General features: G+C 32.0%; 20 protein-coding genes. 1 reads left to right on the top strand and 19 read right to left on the bottom strand.

What is annotated here, in order from left to right; translation table 11 throughout:
* Window positions 1-24 precede the first annotated feature (24 nt).
* The 18 genes from LPB87_RS14620 to LPB87_RS14535 all read right to left on the bottom strand — a co-directional run bounded on the left by LPB87_RS14620 (window position 25) and on the right by LPB87_RS14535 (window position 15,121).
* Complete coding sequence (locus LPB87_RS14620) at window positions 25-663, bottom strand: hypothetical protein (protein ID WP_230728375.1); 639 nt, start codon at window positions 661-663, stop codon at window positions 25-27.
* On the bottom strand, window positions 629-1,264 hold the full coding sequence (locus LPB87_RS14615; RefSeq protein ID WP_230728374.1) for an outer membrane lipoprotein carrier protein LolA: 636 nt from the start codon (window positions 1,262-1,264) through the stop codon (window positions 629-631). The genes LPB87_RS14620 and LPB87_RS14615 overlap by 35 nt, the downstream gene beginning before the upstream one ends.
* Window positions 1,254-2,030 carry a polysaccharide deacetylase family protein gene (locus tag LPB87_RS14610; protein WP_230728373.1) on the bottom strand — a complete coding sequence of 259 codons (777 nt, stop codon included), beginning with the start codon at window positions 2,028-2,030 and terminating at the stop codon, window positions 1,254-1,256. Before LPB87_RS14610 ends, LPB87_RS14615 begins: the two co-directional genes overlap by 11 nt.
* On the bottom strand, window positions 2,027-3,088 hold the full coding sequence (locus LPB87_RS14605) for a beta-ketoacyl synthase chain length factor (RefSeq protein WP_230728372.1): 1,062 nt from the start codon (window positions 3,086-3,088) through the stop codon (window positions 2,027-2,029). The genes LPB87_RS14610 and LPB87_RS14605 overlap by 4 nt, the downstream gene beginning before the upstream one ends.
* An 80-nt stretch (window positions 3,089-3,168) precedes the next feature.
* Entirely contained in the window at window positions 3,169-4,371 is a 1,203-nt protein-coding gene (locus LPB87_RS14600; RefSeq protein WP_230728371.1) for a beta-ketoacyl-[acyl-carrier-protein] synthase family protein, read from the bottom strand.
* Between the two features lie 191 nt (window positions 4,372-4,562).
* On the bottom strand, window positions 4,563-4,820 hold the full coding sequence (locus LPB87_RS14595) for a phosphopantetheine-binding protein (RefSeq protein ID WP_230728370.1): 258 nt from the start codon (window positions 4,818-4,820) through the stop codon (window positions 4,563-4,565).
* A gap of 2 nt (window positions 4,821-4,822) precedes the next feature.
* A complete protein-coding gene (locus LPB87_RS14590; protein WP_230728369.1) occupies window positions 4,823-5,467 on the bottom strand; it encodes a 3-oxoacyl-ACP synthase in 645 nt (214 codons plus the stop codon).
* Between the two features lie 3 nt (window positions 5,468-5,470).
* Entirely contained in the window at window positions 5,471-5,944 is a 474-nt protein-coding gene (locus LPB87_RS14585) for a hypothetical protein (RefSeq protein WP_230728368.1), read from the bottom strand.
* Window positions 5,945-5,959: 15 nt separating this feature from the next.
* The gene (locus LPB87_RS14580; RefSeq protein WP_230728367.1) at window positions 5,960-6,649 is read right to left on the bottom strand and encodes a hypothetical protein; all 690 of its coding nucleotides are present in this window, start codon (window positions 6,647-6,649) and stop codon (window positions 5,960-5,962) included.
* A gap of 26 nt (window positions 6,650-6,675) precedes the next feature.
* A complete protein-coding gene (locus tag LPB87_RS14575) occupies window positions 6,676-7,827 on the bottom strand; it encodes a beta-ketoacyl synthase N-terminal-like domain-containing protein (RefSeq protein WP_230728366.1) in 1,152 nt (383 codons plus the stop codon).
* Between the two features lie 122 nt (window positions 7,828-7,949).
* A complete protein-coding gene (locus LPB87_RS14570) occupies window positions 7,950-8,399 on the bottom strand; it encodes an acyl-CoA thioesterase (RefSeq protein ID WP_230728365.1) in 450 nt (149 codons plus the stop codon).
* Between the two features lie 273 nt (window positions 8,400-8,672).
* A complete protein-coding gene (locus LPB87_RS14565) occupies window positions 8,673-9,104 on the bottom strand; it encodes a hypothetical protein (RefSeq protein ID WP_129540421.1) in 432 nt (143 codons plus the stop codon).
* Between the two features lie 63 nt (window positions 9,105-9,167).
* Window positions 9,168-10,055 carry a lipid A biosynthesis acyltransferase gene (locus LPB87_RS14560; protein WP_230728364.1) on the bottom strand — a complete coding sequence of 296 codons (888 nt, stop codon included), beginning with the start codon at window positions 10,053-10,055 and terminating at the stop codon, window positions 9,168-9,170.
* Window positions 10,055-10,309, bottom strand: coding sequence for a phosphopantetheine-binding protein (locus LPB87_RS14555; protein ID WP_129540423.1), 255 nt, complete (start codon window positions 10,307-10,309; stop codon window positions 10,055-10,057). The genes LPB87_RS14560 and LPB87_RS14555 overlap by 1 nt, the downstream gene beginning before the upstream one ends.
* Window positions 10,302-11,537, bottom strand: coding sequence for a beta-ketoacyl-[acyl-carrier-protein] synthase family protein (locus tag LPB87_RS14550; protein WP_230728363.1), 1,236 nt, complete (start codon window positions 11,535-11,537; stop codon window positions 10,302-10,304). The genes LPB87_RS14555 and LPB87_RS14550 overlap by 8 nt, the downstream gene beginning before the upstream one ends.
* Before the next feature lie 21 nt (window positions 11,538-11,558).
* Complete coding sequence (gene fabG / locus LPB87_RS14545; protein ID WP_129540425.1) at window positions 11,559-12,290, bottom strand: 3-oxoacyl-ACP reductase FabG; 732 nt, start codon at window positions 12,288-12,290, stop codon at window positions 11,559-11,561.
* Window positions 12,291-12,326: 36 nt separating this feature from the next.
* On the bottom strand, window positions 12,327-13,562 hold the full coding sequence (locus tag LPB87_RS14540; RefSeq protein WP_230728362.1) for a WG repeat-containing protein: 1,236 nt from the start codon (window positions 13,560-13,562) through the stop codon (window positions 12,327-12,329).
* A 38-nt stretch (window positions 13,563-13,600) separates the two neighbouring features.
* Window positions 13,601-15,121: an aromatic amino acid ammonia-lyase gene (locus LPB87_RS14535; protein ID WP_230728361.1), complete on the bottom strand. Its 1,521-nt coding sequence runs from the start codon at window positions 15,119-15,121 to the stop codon at window positions 13,601-13,603.
* A 101-nt stretch (window positions 15,122-15,222) separates the two neighbouring features.
* Between LPB87_RS14535 and LPB87_RS14530 the strand changes: the two genes are divergently transcribed.
* Window positions 15,223-16,476 (top strand): NAD(P)/FAD-dependent oxidoreductase, encoded by a 1,254-nt coding sequence (locus tag LPB87_RS14530; protein ID WP_230728360.1) that lies wholly within the window; start codon window positions 15,223-15,225, stop codon window positions 16,474-16,476.
* A gap of 67 nt (window positions 16,477-16,543) precedes the next feature.
* Here the strand turns inward: LPB87_RS14530 and LPB87_RS14525 are convergent, their stop codons facing one another.
* A complete protein-coding gene (locus tag LPB87_RS14525) occupies window positions 16,544-18,229 on the bottom strand; it encodes a sodium/sugar symporter (RefSeq protein ID WP_230728359.1) in 1,686 nt (561 codons plus the stop codon).
* Between the last annotated feature and the right edge of the window lie 8 nt (window positions 18,230-18,237).

Here is an 18,237-nt window from a genome sequence, read left to right as displayed (position 1 = left end):
AATTTGGATGATTAGTTTAAGTTTTTATTCAGGTTTAAAATAATTCAATTCAATTTTCAACTTTATATTTTGATGTAAAATCTCAATTTTCTCTGCAAAATTATTATTTTCTGAACTAAAACGAATAGTTATCTTTTCTTTTGTTTGAGAGGCATGAATTACTTTCTCTAATTTTTGATTGTCTTTAGATAAAAAAATAAAATTATATTGTTTGCCATCTTTAGATTGATAGATGGTATTGGTTTGATCTTCAAATTGTTTTTCAATCAAGTAATTTTTTCTAAGAAGCAAACGAAAATCTTTTTTTAAGGTCGAAATAAGAATCTTTCGGTCTAATTCGGATACAATTGAGTTGACTTTAAAGTTAGTTTCAGAAATTTCAAAATCTAGCAATTTATTGCCAAATTCGGTTGTAAATACAACTCTATGAGTAGTGTCATTTATTTTCTTGGCAATAAATATCCCTGATAATTCATGACCATAAACCGTTATGTTTGCTTTATACACATAATCAATTTCGGGACTAGAAAAGTAAGGTGCTTCATAAGATGTTTTTTCTAATGGTTTTGGAGTGTAATTTCTCGTAACTTTTTGACCACAAGAAAACAGAAAACAGACTAAAAAACAACTAATTAGTAAAAACGGAGTCGTCGATTTTTGCATTTATCACTTTGTTTTTAAGTACAATTCGCGTATAATCTTCAGATGATTCAAGCAGTTTTACCTGAACAACCGTAGCGTCTTCTTTATCAAAAGTTAATTCTATTTGTTTAATGTATTTCTTTAAAGTTACATCTTTTGGAATGAACTTGGCAATATTCTGATTTTTTGATTTAAAATAGCTGATACTAAATTCTTTATCGTCAAACATATCGCCACTCACGCTGCCTACAATGAGCTTATTTATTCGGCCAAAAATTTTACTGTTTCCAATGTCTACAGCACTTTTTTTACCTTCGTCATTAATCAAGATTTTGTTGTTCTTAAAAACAATACTATAATTATATGGTTTTTTGTATTGCCATTGCAATAAGTTAGGCTCTTTAAAAATCATCTTTCCTGATGTTTCGATATCCTTGGATAAAAAATCTAAATGTTTATACTGTACAAAATCAGTACTTAATGTTTTTATTTTTTTAGAAACGATATTAACTGATTGTTTGAAAGTTGTGATTTCATTGTCGGACATTTTCTGTTCTTGTGCGAAAGAATTCAAAACGAACAGGTTCAGAATAATAACGAATAAATATATTTTAGACTTCATATGCTTTAAGATTCAAAAGGTTTTCAACCGAAATCACGGTATAATTGTTTTGTTGCAAGAACTGCAAGAACTGTTCCAAGACCAAAACGGAATGTTTTTCGGTATCGTGCAAAAGTACGATTCCGCCAGGAGAAATTCGCTTTATAATACGATTGTAAATGATTTTTTGGTCTTTAAGACCACCATCAAGTGATCGAATACTCCAACCAATTACTTTATGACCACTTAGTTGTAAAGCTCTGCGAATTGATGGAGTTGTTACACCATATGGAGGTCTGAAGAATTGTATTTTTTTTGAGGTAAATTTTTCCAGAAGCACATCGGTTCTATTAATTTCTTCTAATATTTTTTTAGCATTGTAAAAATCAAAAAAAGGAGAATGACTATAAGAATGATTCCCAACCTGATGGCCTTCAGATAAAACACGTTCTATGATTTCTGGGTGTTTCTCGATGTTTTTCCCAATGCAAAAAAAAGTAGCTTTTACATCGTATTTTTTTAAAACATCTAGAATTCCTAGAGTGATTGCGCTTGGACCGTCATCAAATGTTAAGGCAATTTTATTTTCGGTTAGCGATGGGTTACTACAATAAGCCTTTACATGATAGTTGGACTTTATTTGTGCTGAGTTTATCGCTACTATACTCAACCAGATTATTCCGATTAAGATAAACCACAAAAAATGGATTGCTATATATTGTTTGGTAAGAAGCAATAAAAGCAATAAGATGATAAAAAATACAGTAGTTTTTTTGTGTGTTATCATTTTGAAATTAATGTAAAACTATGTTCTTTTCCGTTTAACTGATTGTATAATAAAATAGTATTATATGCAGGTTTCTCTATTGAATTAACTTTAATTAGATCTGGAATTGTCTGTGTTTTAATAATTTTAGAGCCCGTCCATAATCCAAATGCCGAGGCGGTATTATACTCTCCACATAAATGTTTGTAGTAAATCTGTGGCATATTCGCGAAAGCATTTTCCGTTAAAATTTTATAATAAGAATCAAATGTAACATCTCCATTAAAGCCTAAGATGATAGCATCGATGTCTGAAATTTCTAATTTATTTAATTTAAGAAATTCAATAATTTCAGATTCAACTTCATCTTCTTGTAGTTCGTTTTTAATTTCTACATCTACAAGTTGAGCATAAGTAGTTTCTTTTTTTTCATTTTCTAAAACAAAAAAACAAGCTCCTTCTCCATGAATATACCCTTTTGTAGTTTCGTTTAAAAGTTGGTATGGTTCTTCTCTGTCTTCTTTTATATAACCAGCCAACTTAAAAAGAGATATTGTATGATCACCATTTTCATCAACTCCACCAACTAATATTGAGTTGGCTTCGTTTTCTTCTATTTGCATTTTGGCATCTAAAAGAGCCGACTCAAAAGAGATTGCACCATTTGCATAAGTAAAATTATATCCTTTGCATTCTAATGTAAGGGCAATTTGTGCTCCAACGGTATTGTGAGTTGATTGTATAAAAGCAGTAGGTGTTAAGAATTCTTCGTTATTATCGATGATTGCTTTTAAGAATTTCTCTGAATCCTCGATGCAGCCCATTCCTGTTCCTGTAATAATAGCATCGATATTCGTGACATCGGCTTCTTTCATGGCATAAGCAGAAGCTACGATTCCATTTTTGATTCCATTAGCCATTCTTCGGCTTGCAATTGGAGAAATAAAGTCTTTGTAAACAGGTTTTTTTAAAAATAAAACAGTGTCGTTTTTATTCCATTCTGCTTCTTCCAGAAAAACAGTATCGAATGTTTTTTGGGCTGAAAGACAACCTGTACCATTTATATATACTTTTTTCATACGAAGATTATATTTGTTTTTTTTTAGCAATATGGAATCGCCATTCTTTATTTTAAATGTTATTTGGAATCTTGGCGATTTCATCTGTTTTTAGAAAATATAAGAGTGGAACAATTACCGCCAAATCCAAATGAATTTGATAACACATGTTCGATATTTTTATGCTTTAAAGTTGTTTGTGGCGTTAGATTAAATTCCTGCATTGGAGTTTCAAAATTTAAACTTGGGAAAACCACATTGTTCTGAATCGCAAGTACACTATAAACAGCTTCGATTGCTGCTGCTGCTGCCAGCGTATGTCCTGTAAAAGGTTTGGTCGAACTAAAATCGGGAACAGGTATTTCGTTGTAAATTCTAAGAATAGCTCTTCCTTCAGATAAATCATTATTGGGAGTTGCTGTTCCATGAACATTTATATAATCTATTTCGCTTGGATTTAAAGCTGCAACATCGAATGCTTTTTTCATAGCAAGATAAGCACCATCACCATTTTCGGAAGAGGCTGTTTGATGAAAGGCATCATTGGCATTACCATAACCCGAAACACGAGCGAGTACTTTTTTATTTTCTTTTTTTATAATTTCATCAGATTCTAAAACTAAGAAAGCAGCAGCTTCCCCTAGATTCAATCCTTTACGTTCATTATCAAATGGTTTATTATATCCATCAGATAATATCATTAACGTTTTGAAACCATTGATTGTAAATTTTGCCAAAGCATCTGTCCCTCCAACAATTACACGGTCTAGTTTTCCTGTTTTTATTAATCGTGCTCCAAGCATAATTGCATTTGCAGCCGAAGAACAAGCAGTACTTATTGTAGTAATCATACCTTTTAATCCAATTTCATCAGCAATTTTATGAGTTGAATCTCCACAATTATGACTAATAATATGTTTCCTTAGTTCGGGATTTTCAAAATAGTCATAATAATATTTTTCGGTCATATCCATTCCACCAACAGTAGTTGCCGAAATTAATCCCGTTTTATATTCATTAATTGATGTGATTCCTGCATTTGCAACTGCTTCTTTGGCTGCAATAGTACCAAGTAGAGCTGTTCTTGAAAAGTTATTTTCTTTACTGAGTTGTAATTGTGCGATTAACTCAGCATTGGTTTTTTTTATTTCACCAACCTTAATACTATTAGCATGAACTGTCGAAATGTTCTCGATAGTTGTAATAGCAGCTTTGTTATTTATTAATGAAATATAATTTTCTTCAACCGAATTTCCGATTGAAGAGATTATTCCCATTCCAGTTATAGCAACTCCTTTGTTCATTGGATTTTTAGACTACTTAGATTTTCAGACTTGCTTAGACTACTTAGATTTTCTAGATAAAAGTCATGAAAAACAAGAGAATAGTCTAAAAATCAAACAATTTATTATTTTAAACTTTGACAAAGCTTCTTGAAACTATTTTAATTTTTTAGACTTTAGACAATACTTTTATCTAAGTCGTCTAAGAAAGTCTACTTAGTTCTGTTTGCTTCAATATATGTCGCCATTGATTCGATTGATTGAAAAATTATTTTTCCTTCTTTCGGGTCAATTAATTTAATTCCGTAATCTTTATCTAGAATAACGATTAATTCTAAAGCATCAATAGAATCTAAACCCAAACCATCTCCAAACAAAGGGTCATTGTCATTAATGTCACCAAGTGTAATATCTTCAAGGTTTAATACAGTAATGATTTTATTTTTTAATTCTAATTTTAATGCGTCCATTGTTATTTATTATATAATGTTTCTATCGTTTCGTTTTGATATTTTTGGTTTTCTTCTTTACCAATTACGCAAAGAAAGGCTTTATATTCTTCATTAAAAAATTCAACCCATCCACAAAGAACCCTTTCTGCTTTATTGGTATGCAAAAGCGTATTGACATAATTGGTCATAAATTCTGGATTGAAGGCGTCAAATATAAAGAAAGAATTCTCGCTTTTTAGTTGATGACGAATACTAATTTCGCCCAGGCAAATGTTTGGCAACGTATAAACAAAAACTGCAGGACTTGGATAATAGTTTTTCTTATCGGATATGGATTTCTGATATTTTACATCGGTATCTAAACTCGATGATTTATTAGCTAAGACTAAAGCAGTATTGTTTTCTGTTTGCTTTGTGAGTTCAGTATCGCTCAGGTTCAATTCTGTTTCTGATTTCAAAAGTAATTCGGCACCTAAAAAGGCAAGTTTACTTAAAGAATCCATCTTGAAAAACTTAGGATAATTAATGTCAAAATTGCGATACGCTTGTTTTGAAAAGTCAGCAAAAATCGTAGGTTCTATTTTGAATATAGAAGTTCCATTCAAAACAATTTCGTTGTTTTCAATCGTACAATAATCGTATATGTATGTTTTGTTTTGAGTCATTGTTTAATTATCTTTATTCTTCGTTATCTTGTCATTGATAACCTCATTTACTTTTTTAATAAAATCATCTTCATCCTCATTTTTTACTTGGAACAAGTATTTTATTTTTTCTTTTATCTGTAAGAAGAAATCTAAAGGGATTTTTTCAAAATTTAAATCATCTAAGCAATTAAATAAATTCTGTGCCAAATAATCTAGATTTTCTTTGTCATAAGTTTTTAAGAATATAGAGCAATAGAGATAATCTTGATCTATGTATTTATTATCGCCAAATATGATTTCGTCAGCTAATGGATATATTGTTTTTTCATCCCAATTTAAAATTTCAATTGAAAACCTCTCACTATCATTTTCATTTAAAGAGTTTATAACTTCTCTAATTTCAGGTCGAACAATATATTCCCAATGATCACCATCTTTCTTATTAAGATTTCGTTCAATATATTTTTTTAAATATGTAATATCATCGTCCTTCATATTTGAATATTTATATTATGAAACCCAAGTATGGATAATTTTAGCAATTTTCCATTTCCCGGATTTATTCTCAATTATAACTAAAAAGCCTCTTCCACATCTTCCACCTCCGCAAGAAGCACCGGCAGATAGTATCCCTGATGTTTTTGTTTTATTAAACTGGATTCTTGATACTGAAATAGTTCCAACAGGCATTGAACTGTTTTTATCATTTAAATCCCAATCTCGTTGATGAGGGTATTTAGACGTATATTGAAAGTCAAATTTTTTATTATTTGCAAAAGTTTTTAGATCAAATTTGTATTCGTCTGTTTCTTTTGAAATGTCATAAGAGTATTTGGAAAGGTTAATTTCTTTGGGAAGAATTTCAGTTTCTTGAGGACTAATTTTCTTTACATCATCATAAACACCAATTAGAATTCTATTTTTATCATTTCTGATACTATCTTGGTAATGCCAATATTTTTTTAATTCATTATTATATCCAATGGTATCTTTTTTATTTGTTTTAAAATCTGTTCTTGGAGATGGTGGTGGAAGCATAACTCTTCTGTCCATATATATTGAATCAACTATTTCAAGAAAAACAGTATTGATGACACTCTTCTCAAATTGTAGTTTATCGACTTTCTCAATTTCTTTTTTTTTACATCCAAAAAAAGAAAGAAGAATAATGAATACAAATATACCTGTTGATGATTTCATGTTTTTTATCAGTTAATCTGTGAAAATTAGGGTAATTCGTGTTTAACTTTTTCAAAAACGACAGCCGTATTACAACCTCCAAATCCAGAAGCTGTTTTTAGGAACGTTTCGATATTTTTATCTTCGTTTTTCTGAATAACATTTATCGATTGACTTACGCCCAATTCATCAAAGCCTAATGAAACAAAAAGCTTGTTTTGAAGTACAGATTCAATCGCAATGACGGTTTCTAATAAGCCTGATGCGCCTAAGGTATGACCATAAAAACCTTTCAGACTATTTACAGGAACAGCTCCCATTTCTAATCGGTTGAAAGCAATGGCTTCCATTTCGTCATTAAAAGAAGTTGCGGTTCCGTGTGCCGAAATATAATCAATATTCTTAGGTGTTATTTGGGCTTCGTTTAAGGCATTTTGTATGCTTCGGTACAAACCTTCGCCTGTTCTAGAAGGGCCCGAAATATGATTGGCATCGTTTATAGAACTATCTCCTGCGACTTTTATTTTTGCGGTTGCCTGATTTGCAGAAATTAAAACTGCAGCAGCAGCTTCGCCAAGACTTACACCAGTTCTGTTTAAAGAATATGGTCTGCATGGGTAGTTACTCATTGCCTGAAAAGCATTAAAGCCAGACAAAACAAATTCTGAGACTTCATCGCCAGCAACGATAAAAATATTGTCGTAAAGCTCGCTTTGTAGTAGTCTTTTGGCAACCGAAATGGCTAAAATCCCAGATACGCAAGCATTAGAAACTACAATTGGTTGGGTTGTAAATCCAAAATAATCGGCTATTGTTTGAGCCAAAGTATGCAAATACGCATTTTGAAAATTTTCAGGTGAATCATTTTTTAATGCAGTAACATTCCCTTTTGTGGTCGAAAGTATAAAGGCTGTCTTTGAATCTAAATCTATTTTAGAATTTTTGATTATTGGTTCTAATGCCAATAGCATCATTTTCTCTATTCTCGAATAGTTGGTTTTGGAACTAACTTTCGCGAAAGCGGTATTCAGTTCGTCATCATTTATAATAGAAGCATAAAAAGGAATCGGCATTAAAGAGAGATCTTCATGCAACAGAATACCCGATTTACCATTAAGGATAGCTTTAATGTTTGATGGGACATTAAAGCCTAAAGGTGTGATACAATTGGTTTGCGTGATGTATACTGCTCTTGTCATTTTATGTTTTTTATTCCTGTCAGTTTTTAAGTTCTTATCCTAACAGGTTTCTAAAACCTGTTAGCTATTTTCTATTGATTACTACAAGGTTATAATAAAACCTTGCAAGAGAGAAATTGTATTTACTTCAATAATCCTACTTTTTGTTTCCATTCTTCATAAAATGGAGGATTAGTAAGCATTAAACTTCCTTCTTTATTTAAAAATACCTGAACAGTTTCGCCTGTACAAACAATTTCATTATTGGTATTAAAAATCTTGAATCTGAAAATTATTTTAGCTGCGGGAGTATCTACTATACTTGTTTCTACTCGTATAATATCGCCATAGCGTAAAGATAATTTATGTTCACAAATTGATTTTACGATTGGTGTTGTATATCCGCTTTTGGCAATATCAAGATATGTAATTCCGTGTTTACGCCCAAAAGCTTCACGACCATCTTCAAAATAGGTTATGTAATAACCGTGCCAAACGATTCCGAGGGCATCAGTTTCGTTAAAGCGAATTCTCACTTCTTCGCTAACTGTTAATGCAATGGCTTCGTTATACTGTTCTTTTTTTCTTGTCATATGCTAAGGAAATAGATTTTGAAAAATCCAATCGTTTATTTTTGCAAATATAGCAGGTTTAAAAGGCTTTTTATATGCTATTCCTACTTACTTACATAATTAGAAAGAGTAAGAGGATTTATTTGGTTAGGTTGTTTTTGTTTTGTGATGTTTTTTCCTGAGAATAAACTAAAACTGAAAAGAGAAAAATTAATAGACTTGTTATATTTTACAGTCAGATTTTTGATTGAATGAATAACCTGATCTATTTGTTAAAGCACATATTCAAATATATTATTTGGCCAAAACGGTTTTCATCTGACCATTGGCAATTTCTTCGTTATTTAATGTAGTAACAATATCTACTAGAGTTATCCCTGCAAATTCTTGTATAATAGTTATCGACGATTGAATTTCATCGTTACTATTTGGTAATTTTTTTATATTAATTTGTTTGATGGAGCCAATGTAGCCTATAGGTGCTTTTTCTTGTTTTAAGAAAAAAACATATCCAGTATGTAATGCCACAGATTGAGCCATATGTTCTATTAATCCAGCTTCTAAAAAAACTCCATTTTCTAAAAAAATATTTTCATCTCTAATTTTTAAACCTGCGACTAAAGAAGTTTCATTGAATGAAAACATCTTGTCTACCATTACAAAAGGAAATTTTTGCGGTAATAAACTTTCTACTGCTTCTTTATCTAGAATAGGTTTTGTCATGATTTAGGAAACTAATTTTTCGATTTTATTTGTTCGTTTGTATAAGTCCAATTTAAAGAAGTTGATTCATCTTTTATTTTTTAATTGATTCCAAAAATCAAAATAATTAAACCATTGAAGCGGGTATTTTTGAAGGATGGATTCAACGTTTTCTATATAGGCATTTAATAACCCTTTTTCATCACGATATTTTACAGTCGCTTCACGTGCATATAAATGATAGTGCAGATTTGGTTCTTTCATTGCATAAACAAAAACAACAGGTACTTTTAATCGAGAAGCTATTAAAAATGGTCCTGCAGGAAAATCGGCTTCTTTGCCCAATAATATACCAGATAAAGATTTAGATCCTTCAAGGTAGCGATCACCTGTAAAACAGATGAGTTCGTTTCGATCAAGGGCAGCGTTGATCTCAAAAATATGAGATAAGTCGTCTTTTATAATTATATGGTTGACAGTTGGTTTTTCGGTAACGCTTTCTAAAAATTTTTTTATATCAGAACGCTCCAAGTCGGTAGTGATCAAATTGATTCGGAAATTAATGTCTATTTCTTCGAAGAAATGTTCCGCAATTTCAAAATTCCCAATATGAGCACTAATTAAGATGCCACCTTTTTTTTCTGCAATCAGTTTTTTTAGCGATTCAATACCATCAAATTCATAGGTGAATTTTTCTCTCATTCCTGCAGAAATGGAGACTTTATCAATTATGGTTTGACCAAAAACATAGTAGCTTTTGAAAACCATTCTTTTAGATTTAAAATAAGAATAGCCTAGTCTTTGGTTAAAATAGTAAAGGATGGCACGATTGCTTTTTTTGAGGAAAAGAAAATAATAAGAAGCAACAAAGTATAAAAGGAAATAGGCAGATTTAACACCCGCTTTTTGTATTAAAAAAACGAATATTCTATAGCCTAAAACTGTTCCTTTTGATTTGCCATCCCATTCACTCATTAAGCAGTTTTAGCTTTTAGTTTGGTTTCGATAAGGTCATAAAAGTTTTGAAAAGTAGCAATACCAACAAAATCAACTTCAACTAATTTTACGCCAAAATTTGACTCTACAGATACTACTAAATCTACATAGTCTAAACTATCTAGTCCTAAAGTATCTTTTAAATTAGCATTTGGTTCAATATCATCATTATCAACTTCAAATTCATCAACCAAAAAAACATTAATTTTTTCTATTATCTCTTGCTTATTCATTATTTAATTTAAACTTTTTAACTACCAGTGCAGAATTGGTTCCTCCAAATCCGAAGGAATTGGACAAAAATATATCAATTTTTTTATTTAAGGTAGTTTTGACTAAATTTAATTTAGTGGCTGCTTCGTCAGGAGTTTCTAAATTGATGTTTGGAGCTATAAAGTCATTTTGCATCATTAGGATAGAGTAGATGACTTCACTAGCGCCTGCCATCCAGCATTCATGCCCTGTCATTGATTTTGTAGAACTTACATAGGGGTTGCTTTTTCCAAAGATTTCGAAGATAGCTTTAGCTTCATTTTCATCTCCAACAGGAGTAGAAGTGGCATGTGCATTTATGTAGTCAATATCTGAAGCATTTAATTTTGCGTCATCGAGAGCTCTTTGCATTGCTACAGATGGTCCTTCGACATTTGGAGTCGAAATATGTCCTCCATTTGATGAAAATCCATAACCGCCAACTTCAGCAATTATAGTCGCTCCACGTTTTATGGCCGATTCATAACTTTCTAGAATTAGAGTTGCGCCTCCACCACTAGGAACTAAACCATCTCGACCAGAATCAAAAGGTCTTGAAGCTTTGGTAGGGTCAACATCTCCAGTAGAAAATACACCTAAGCCATCAAAACTGCTCATGGCATATTTGTTGATTTCTTGTGCACCACCACAAATTATGATATCCTGAAATCCGCTTTTTATTAAAAAATAAGCAAGACCTATAGCGTGTGAACCACTTGCACAAGCGGCACTTATAGTTAAATTAATTCCTCTTAACTTAAATATTGTCGAAAGGTTCATTGTAACAGTTGAGTTCATGGACTTAAAAATTGCTCCTGAACCAATTAGGGCTGTATCTTTTTTTTCTCTAACAATGTCGGTTGCATCAATAACGGCTTTTGAAACGCTATCATTACCATACATAATACCAACTTCGTTATCGTCGAAAAAAGAATCGTCAATTCCAGCATTTTTTAATGCTTCTATAGTAGCCATATAAGCATATTCGGTTTCTTCACCAATACTCATACGTTGTCTTCGGGTCAATAAATTTTTTAAATCTGGTCTCGGAACCATACCAGTTAATGCCGATTGAAAACCAAATTCTTTTCTTTCTGCATCAAATTGTATTCCTGATTTTCCATTATACAGGGATTCTTTTACTTCATTTAATGAAGTTCCGATACATGAGTAAATTCCCATTCCTGTAATTACAACTCTCCTATTCATCTTCTTTTTTATAGTAATTTTTTAAGAATATATACCACCGTTTATGTTTATAACTTCACCAGTTATATAACTTGATTTATTCGAAATCAAAAAGCTTACCAAATTTGCAACTTCTTCAGCTTCACCAAAACGATTAACAGGAATCAATTTCAATAATTCTTTTTCGTCCAGCTGGCTTGTCATGTCAGTTCTTATAAATCCTGGCGCTACTGCATTTACGGTAATGTTTCTTTTGGCAACTTCTTGTGCCAATGCTTTAGTAGCAGCTACAATTGCGCCTTTTGCAGCAGAATAGTTGGTTTGTCCCGGAGTGCCTTTTACTCCTGAAACTGAAACCATATTTACAATACGTCCGTATTTATTACGGAGCATTTTTTGAATAAAAAATTGTGTGACATTAAAAAAACCACCTACACTTGTGTTCATAACACCATTCCAGTCTTCATGTGACATCCACATAAACAAGCCGTCTTTTGTAATTCCGGCATTGTTTACAATTGCCTCAACAATTGCTTCAGGATTTGCATCCTGCCATTTGGTTAAAACACGTTGTACTTCTTCAAAATTTGAAACATCAAATTGTATAATCTCGGCAGTTGCACCTAATTTTAAGACTTCTTCAAGTGTTTGTTCAGCGGCAATTTTATTTGAATGATAATTAATCAGAATATGGTACTCTGTATCTACAGCTAATTTTTTACAAATAGCACTCCCAATTCCTCGTGAACCACCAGTTACTAATGCGCATTTCATAAATATGTAAATTTTATTTTTTTATAGGTCGATATATTATCGCTTTTTTTTATTTACTGACTTTGTTGTCGGTTTTGTTATTGGTTTTGCAGTTGGTTTAGTTTCTGTTTTCTGCTTATCAGTAGCGATTTCGCTTGTCGTATTTTTTTCTTTTGTCTGCGAAAACAATTCGGCGTTCTCGAACCATTGATTGCCTAATACAGTTCCGTCAGGTTTTAGAAATCCCCATTTGCCTTCATTTTTCACTCTAGCTAAGCCATTTATGAATCCTTTGTCTTGTTGAGTAAATAAAGCAACGATGAATGCGTTTGCCGTTATACCGTATTGAGTTGGGATTACTAATTTCCCTGTTTCATTAATAAATCCCCAGTTCTTTTCTTTCACAGGAGCTAATCCGTTTGTACTAAAAACTTCTGCATCGCTATACGTTGGCGGAATAATAAATTCTGCTTTAGGGTTAATGTAGCCCCATTTAAATCCGATACAAACTGGAGCTAAATTTTTAGAAAAAGCTTTAGCCTTGTCATATATAGGAAGAATTGTCCAGTTCCCTTTTATGTCAATGAATCCAACTTTCCCATCTTTTCTGGCATATGTTAAATCTTGAGTTTCAAAATCCCAAATTCTATCAGCGCCTTCTACAGGAATAAATTTTCCAGCAGTTACTAATCCTAAAACTTTGTCTTTTTTGGCCCAGGCTGTGTTTCTGTAATAATTACCTATTTCTGAATATGCAGGTTCTATGATTTCTTTTCCATCAGTATTTATGATTCCCCAATTTTTATTGTTTTGAACTCTTGCAAAACCGTTTTCAAATGGTTTGATAACATCATATTTTGGTTCTAAAACAATTGCCATTTTCGAATTGATTAATCCGATCTTGTTTCCTTGCTTTATAAAAGCGACACCATCTCCAAAATCATATAACTTGTCTGTAGGAGGTGCGATTTGAACTTCTCCTTTGGTATTGATGTAAAACCATTTTTTATCTTTATATACAATAGATATACCACTATTGAAATCTTTTACATTATCAAAAGTTGCAGGGATTGCCCAAGCCCCTTTAGTATCAATAAATCCCCACTTTCCATTTTCTTCTACAGCAGCTAAACCATCAAAAAAGCTTTTAGCATTTTTATATTGAGGTTCAATACGGAAGGTTCCTTCTTTGGTAAGATATCCATATTTTCCATTTTTTTTAATTAATGCCAGTTCTTGACTATTAACAAATTGAATACTGCATAGTAATAAAAAAATAAGTGTTTTTTTCATGATTTTAAGATTCAAGATTAATAATATGAAATAAAATATTAATTATTTATGAGGTAGTCTTTTACTTTTTGAACAAAAGGATACATAACCTGATCTTCTTTAAATTTAGGAATAATTGCTCTAATATCGTCATATATTTTTTTAGATGCAGACGAAATTTGATCTTTTTGTTCTAAGTAATCAATTGCTTGAACAATGGTAATCAGTTCAATTGCTAAAACTTCAAAAGAGTTTTCGATCACTTTGGCAGTAATTACGGCAGCATTTGTTCCCATACTTACAATATCTTGATTGTCGTTATTGTTTGGGATACTGTGTACATACATTGGGTTAGACAACATTTGGCTTTCAGCTGTCGTTGAGGTTGCTGTAAACTGAACTCCCTGCATTCCAAAATTAAATCCTAAAGTTCCAAGATTAACAAATGGAGGAAGGATTTCATTAATTTTTGAATTTAATAAATAATTCAATTGGCGTTCAGCAAGCATAGTAAGCTTAGTTACTACAATTTTTAGTTTGTCCATTTCTAGTGAGATATAATCACCATGAAAATTACCACCATGATATACATGCTTGTTTTTTACATCTATAATAGGATTGTCATTTGCCGAGTTAAATTCGTCTTCTAGAATTGAACCTGCATTGTTGATGGTCTCCAAGATTGGACCTAGAATTTGCGGTACACATCTTAAAGAGTAATATTCCTGTACTTTTTCTTTAAATATTTCTTGAGTGTTTTCACCTGTATATAAATGATCTTCTCTTTTGCGAATTAAAGTGCTGTCTGAGAGATTTTGTCTCATTCTTGCAGCTACTTCTCGTTGTCCTTTGTGACGTTTTGTTTGATTTAATTCTTCTGAAAAATGGTCATCATAAGCTTGTACAAGTTCATTTATTGTGCAGGAGAATTTCAAAGACCAATCTAGTAATTTGTTGGCATGATGTACATTTACAACCCCTATTCCAGTCATTACTGAGGTTCCGTTTATAAGAGCAAGACCTTCTCTTATTTCTACTTGAATTGGCGATAGATTTTCAATTTCGAAAACCTCTTTTGTAGTTTTTCTTTCGCCTTTGTAAAAAACTTCTCCTTCACCAATTAGGGTTAGTGCCAAATGAGATAGTTGAACTAAATCGCCACTTGCTCCAACTCCCCCATGTTCAAAAATTAACGGAGTAATATCTCTATTTATAAATTCTTTCATTAAATGAATTACCGACGGATGTACGCCAGAATTCCCTAAAGAAAGTGTATTTAATCGTGCTAGAATAGCTGCTTTTACAAAAAGAGGATTTAAAGGTTTGCCAGTTCCTGAAGAGTGGCTTCTTATTAGATTATATTGTAGTTGAATTTGGTCCTCATCTTTGATACGATATTGTGCCATTGGTCCAAAACCAGTATTTACGCCATAAATAATTTTATTTTTTGAGAACTCTTTCAAGAAGTCAAAGCTTTCATTTACGCGGTCTAAGACAATTTTACTGATGTCAATTTTAGCATTACTAAAGATTATAGATTCAAATTCTTTTAAACTTAAATATTCGCCAATTGTATTCATTTAACCCTTTTTGATTATGCTAAATTAATTTTATTTATTAAAATAAATGTAGTTATTTTGATGATGGCAAATGTAAGTTAATAATTAATAGCAATTCGAATATGTTAAAGGAGTTTGTTGATGTTTTAGTAATAGGTGCGGGGCCATCTGGATGTGTATCGGCTGCTTATTTGCATAAAAATAATTGCAAAATAAAGGTCGTTGAAAAGACAAAATTTCCTAGAATTGTTGTTGGTGAGAGTTTGATACCAAGAGTTATGGACCACTTTGCTGAGGCTGAATTATTCGATAGTCTAAATGCTATGAATTTTGAGAAGAAGCTAGGTGCACGATTTATTAGAGGAAATGAAATTTGTGTTTTTGATTTTTCTGATAAATTTTCTGAAGGCTGGGATTGGACTTGGCAAGTGCCCAGAGCTGATTTTGACAATACAATGGCTCAGGAATTAATACGAAAAGGAATTGATCTAGAATTTGAGTCAGAAGTTATTGAAGTTTTTTTTGAAGGAAGTAATTCAAAAACAATTGTAAAGGATAAGGATGGAAATTTAAAAGAGATTCATGCCAAATTTATTATAGATTCGAGTGGTTATGGTAGAGTTTTACCTAGACTTTTAGATTTAGACAAGCCGTCAGCATTAGATCCGCATTCTTCTATTTTTACACATGTAAAAGATAGTAACAGACCAGAAGGAGAAGAAGGGACATTAATTTCATTTGATGTTCTTGAAACCGAAGTTTGGTTATGGGTAATTCCTTTTTCTAACGGAAACACAAGTTTAGGAGTTGTTGGGCCTACAGATTTTATTAATTCACTTTCTGAAAATAAAAATAATAGTGAAGCTTTAAAAAATGCGATTCAACTTTCGGATTATTATATTAAAAGATTTGGAGGAATCGAGTTTTTGTTCGAACCTATAAAGTTAGAAAATTATTCACGTTCAGTAAAGAAAATGTATGGAGACGGATTTGCATTAACTGGGAATAGTACTGAATTCTTGGATCCAGTATTTTCATCGGGAGTTGCTTTTGCAACAGAATCAGGTATGCTTGCTGCAAAACTGTATTTGAAACAATCGCAAGGTATTGTTGTAGATTGGGAAACAGAATTTACCGATTATATGAAGCGTGGAATTAATGTTTTTACAACTTATGTAAAAGAATGGTATACAGGAAATTTACAAACTTTATTTTTTCATCAACCAGAGAATCCAGATGTGAAACGAAAAATTTGTGCCGTTCTTGCTGGATATGTTTGGGATGAAGAAAATCCATTTGTTAAAAAACATGATAATGTAATTAAAAATATGGCTTACCTTTTAAATATGGGAATGCAAGAAATAAGAAAACCCTAGTTTATACTAGGGTTTTCTTATTTGAATTTTATTTGATGCTTTTATCTATTGAGTACTACTTTAATTATTACCAGAACTTAACATATAAAGAGGCAATTATCAATAAAGTTATTACAATCAATACGGTGGTTTGTGGTTTTAATTTAAACATTGTAGTGTCTAATTCAAAAGCCTTCGGATTTACTTTTGGACCTGCAAAACTTATAAGAATCATAGCCAGTGTAGTAAAGAAGAAAGACAATCCCATGCAAATATGGAACGGAATTTCATATGCTCCTTTCCCGTTTGGATAAGCAGTGTATAATAAAGTATCATTCCCAAAAATCATTGGGGCATATTCATTAAATAAAACAGACAATACGAATCCTAAAATCACACCTACAATAGCTGCAGTTCCAGTAGTTCTTTTCCAGAACATACCAAGAATAAACATAGCAAAAACTCCAGGGCTTATAAAGCCAGTATATTTTTGGATGTAAGTAAATCCACCAACACCACCAATTCCTAGAATATCATTCCAAGTAAATAAAACAGCCAGAAGCATTGCGGCAAAAACAGCAATTCGACCAATATTTACTTGTTGTTTTTCACCAGCTTCTTTTTGGATGTATTTTTTATGAATGTCTAGTGTGTAAATAGTCGAGATACTATTTACTTTACCCGCTAATGAGGCTACGATTGCTGCAGTTAAGGCAGCAACTGAAAGTCCTTTTAATCCAGTTGGTAAAAAAGTTAATACAGCAGAGTAAGCGCCATCTTTTCCTCCAACAAGTTGAGGTAAATGACCATTTTGATATAACACATAAGCTGCAATACCTGGTAGCATAACAATCACAGGCATTAATAACTTTAAGAAACCAGCAAATAAAATACCAGTGCGTGCAGTTTGTAAGTCGGCACCAAGTGCTCTTTGAGTGATGTATTGGTTGCATCCCCAATAATTAAGATTGATAATCCAGATACCAGCAACGTAAGATAATAAACCAGGAAAAGTTAAGTATTTATCTATTTCTAGTTGAGATGAAGTTGCGGTTGGTTTTGGGATAATCATTTTAAAATGCTCCGGAGCTTCTTGCATCAAAACTTTAAAACCTGCAATTGCGTTTTGCCCAACACCAAAATAATGCCCTACAGTCGTTAAAGCGATATAAGAAGTTACTAATCCACCTATGATTAATACGGCAACTTGAATAACATCGGTATAAGCAACAACTTTCATTCCTCCCAAGGAAATGATTAAAGCAAAAAGAGCTAATCCCACCATAATAACATGAAGATATTCCCCTCCAGCCAATCCATTAATTGCAACAGCTCCTAAGTATAAAATAGAAGTTAGGTTTACAAAAACATACAAGAACAGCCAAAAAACGGCCATAATCAAAGCGGTTGATTCATTATAACGTGTCTTTAAAAATTGAGGCATAGTGTATATCTTGTTTTTAAGATAAACAGGAATAAACCATACGGCAACAATTATTAAAGTTATAGCGGCAACCCATTCATAAGCGGCAACAGCAATTCCTAAAAAGAAACCTTCACCACTCATCCCGATAAATTGTTCTGCCGAAATATTAGAAGCGATTAATGAAGCGCCAATTGCCCACCAAGTTAAATTGCCTTCAGCAAGAAAATAAGCTTTGGCATCTCTTTCATCCTTTTTGCGTTTTCGATATATAGTGTAACCATATGTTGATACTACAACAAAGTAGATGATAAAAACGATATAATCGGCAATAGCAAGGTTTTGGTTCATGGGTAATA

It is taken from the genome of Flavobacterium sp. EDS, assembly GCF_020991525.1.
Taxonomy (GTDB): domain Bacteria; phylum Bacteroidota; class Bacteroidia; order Flavobacteriales; family Flavobacteriaceae; genus Flavobacterium.
The sequence above is the reverse complement of the archived record's forward strand: the minus strand, read 5'-3'. Positions and strand labels throughout refer to the sequence as shown.

What these genes read in the sequence shown, in the direction of transcription:
- LPB87_RS14620 (WP_230728375.1), bottom strand. Translation starts at nt 663, where the DNA reads ATGCAAAAATCGACGACTCCGTTTTTACTAATTAGTTGTTTTTTAGTC.
- LPB87_RS14615 (WP_230728374.1), bottom strand. Translation starts at nt 1,264, where the DNA reads ATGAAGTCTAAAATATATTTATTCGTTATTATTCTGAACCTGTTCGTT.
- LPB87_RS14610 (WP_230728373.1), bottom strand. Translation starts at nt 2,030, where the DNA reads ATGATAACACACAAAAAAACTACTGTATTTTTTATCATCTTATTGCTT.
- LPB87_RS14605 (WP_230728372.1), bottom strand. Translation starts at nt 3,088, where the DNA reads ATGAAAAAAGTATATATAAATGGTACAGGTTGTCTTTCAGCCCAAAAA.
- LPB87_RS14600 (WP_230728371.1), bottom strand. Translation starts at nt 4,371, where the DNA reads ATGAACAAAGGAGTTGCTATAACTGGAATGGGAATAATCTCTTCAATC.
- LPB87_RS14595 (WP_230728370.1), bottom strand. Translation starts at nt 4,820, where the DNA reads ATGGACGCATTAAAATTAGAATTAAAAAATAAAATCATTACTGTATTA.
- LPB87_RS14590 (WP_230728369.1), bottom strand. Translation starts at nt 5,467, where the DNA reads ATGACTCAAAACAAAACATACATATACGATTATTGTACGATTGAAAAC.
- LPB87_RS14585 (WP_230728368.1), bottom strand. Translation starts at nt 5,944, where the DNA reads ATGAAGGACGATGATATTACATATTTAAAAAAATATATTGAACGAAAT.
- LPB87_RS14580 (WP_230728367.1), bottom strand. Translation starts at nt 6,649, where the DNA reads ATGAAATCATCAACAGGTATATTTGTATTCATTATTCTTCTTTCTTTT.
- LPB87_RS14575 (WP_230728366.1), bottom strand. Translation starts at nt 7,827, where the DNA reads ATGACAAGAGCAGTATACATCACGCAAACCAATTGTATCACACCTTTA.
- LPB87_RS14570 (WP_230728365.1), bottom strand. Translation starts at nt 8,399, where the DNA reads ATGACAAGAAAAAAAGAACAGTATAACGAAGCCATTGCATTAACAGTT.
- LPB87_RS14560 (WP_230728364.1), bottom strand. Translation starts at nt 10,055, where the DNA reads ATGAGTGAATGGGATGGCAAATCAAAAGGAACAGTTTTAGGCTATAGA.
- LPB87_RS14555 (WP_129540423.1), bottom strand. Translation starts at nt 10,309, where the DNA reads ATGAATAAGCAAGAGATAATAGAAAAAATTAATGTTTTTTTGGTTGAT.
- LPB87_RS14550 (WP_230728363.1), bottom strand. Translation starts at nt 11,537, where the DNA reads ATGAATAGGAGAGTTGTAATTACAGGAATGGGAATTTACTCATGTATC.
- fabG (WP_129540425.1), bottom strand. Translation starts at nt 12,290, where the DNA reads ATGAAATGCGCATTAGTAACTGGTGGTTCACGAGGAATTGGGAGTGCT.
- LPB87_RS14540 (WP_230728362.1), bottom strand. Translation starts at nt 13,562, where the DNA reads ATGAAAAAAACACTTATTTTTTTATTACTATGCAGTATTCAATTTGTT.
- LPB87_RS14535 (WP_230728361.1), bottom strand. Translation starts at nt 15,121, where the DNA reads ATGAATACAATTGGCGAATATTTAAGTTTAAAAGAATTTGAATCTATA.
- LPB87_RS14530 (WP_230728360.1), top strand. Translation starts at nt 15,223, where the DNA reads ATGTTAAAGGAGTTTGTTGATGTTTTAGTAATAGGTGCGGGGCCATCT.
- LPB87_RS14525 (WP_230728359.1), bottom strand. Translation starts at nt 18,229, where the DNA reads ATGAACCAAAACCTTGCTATTGCCGATTATATCGTTTTTATCATCTAC.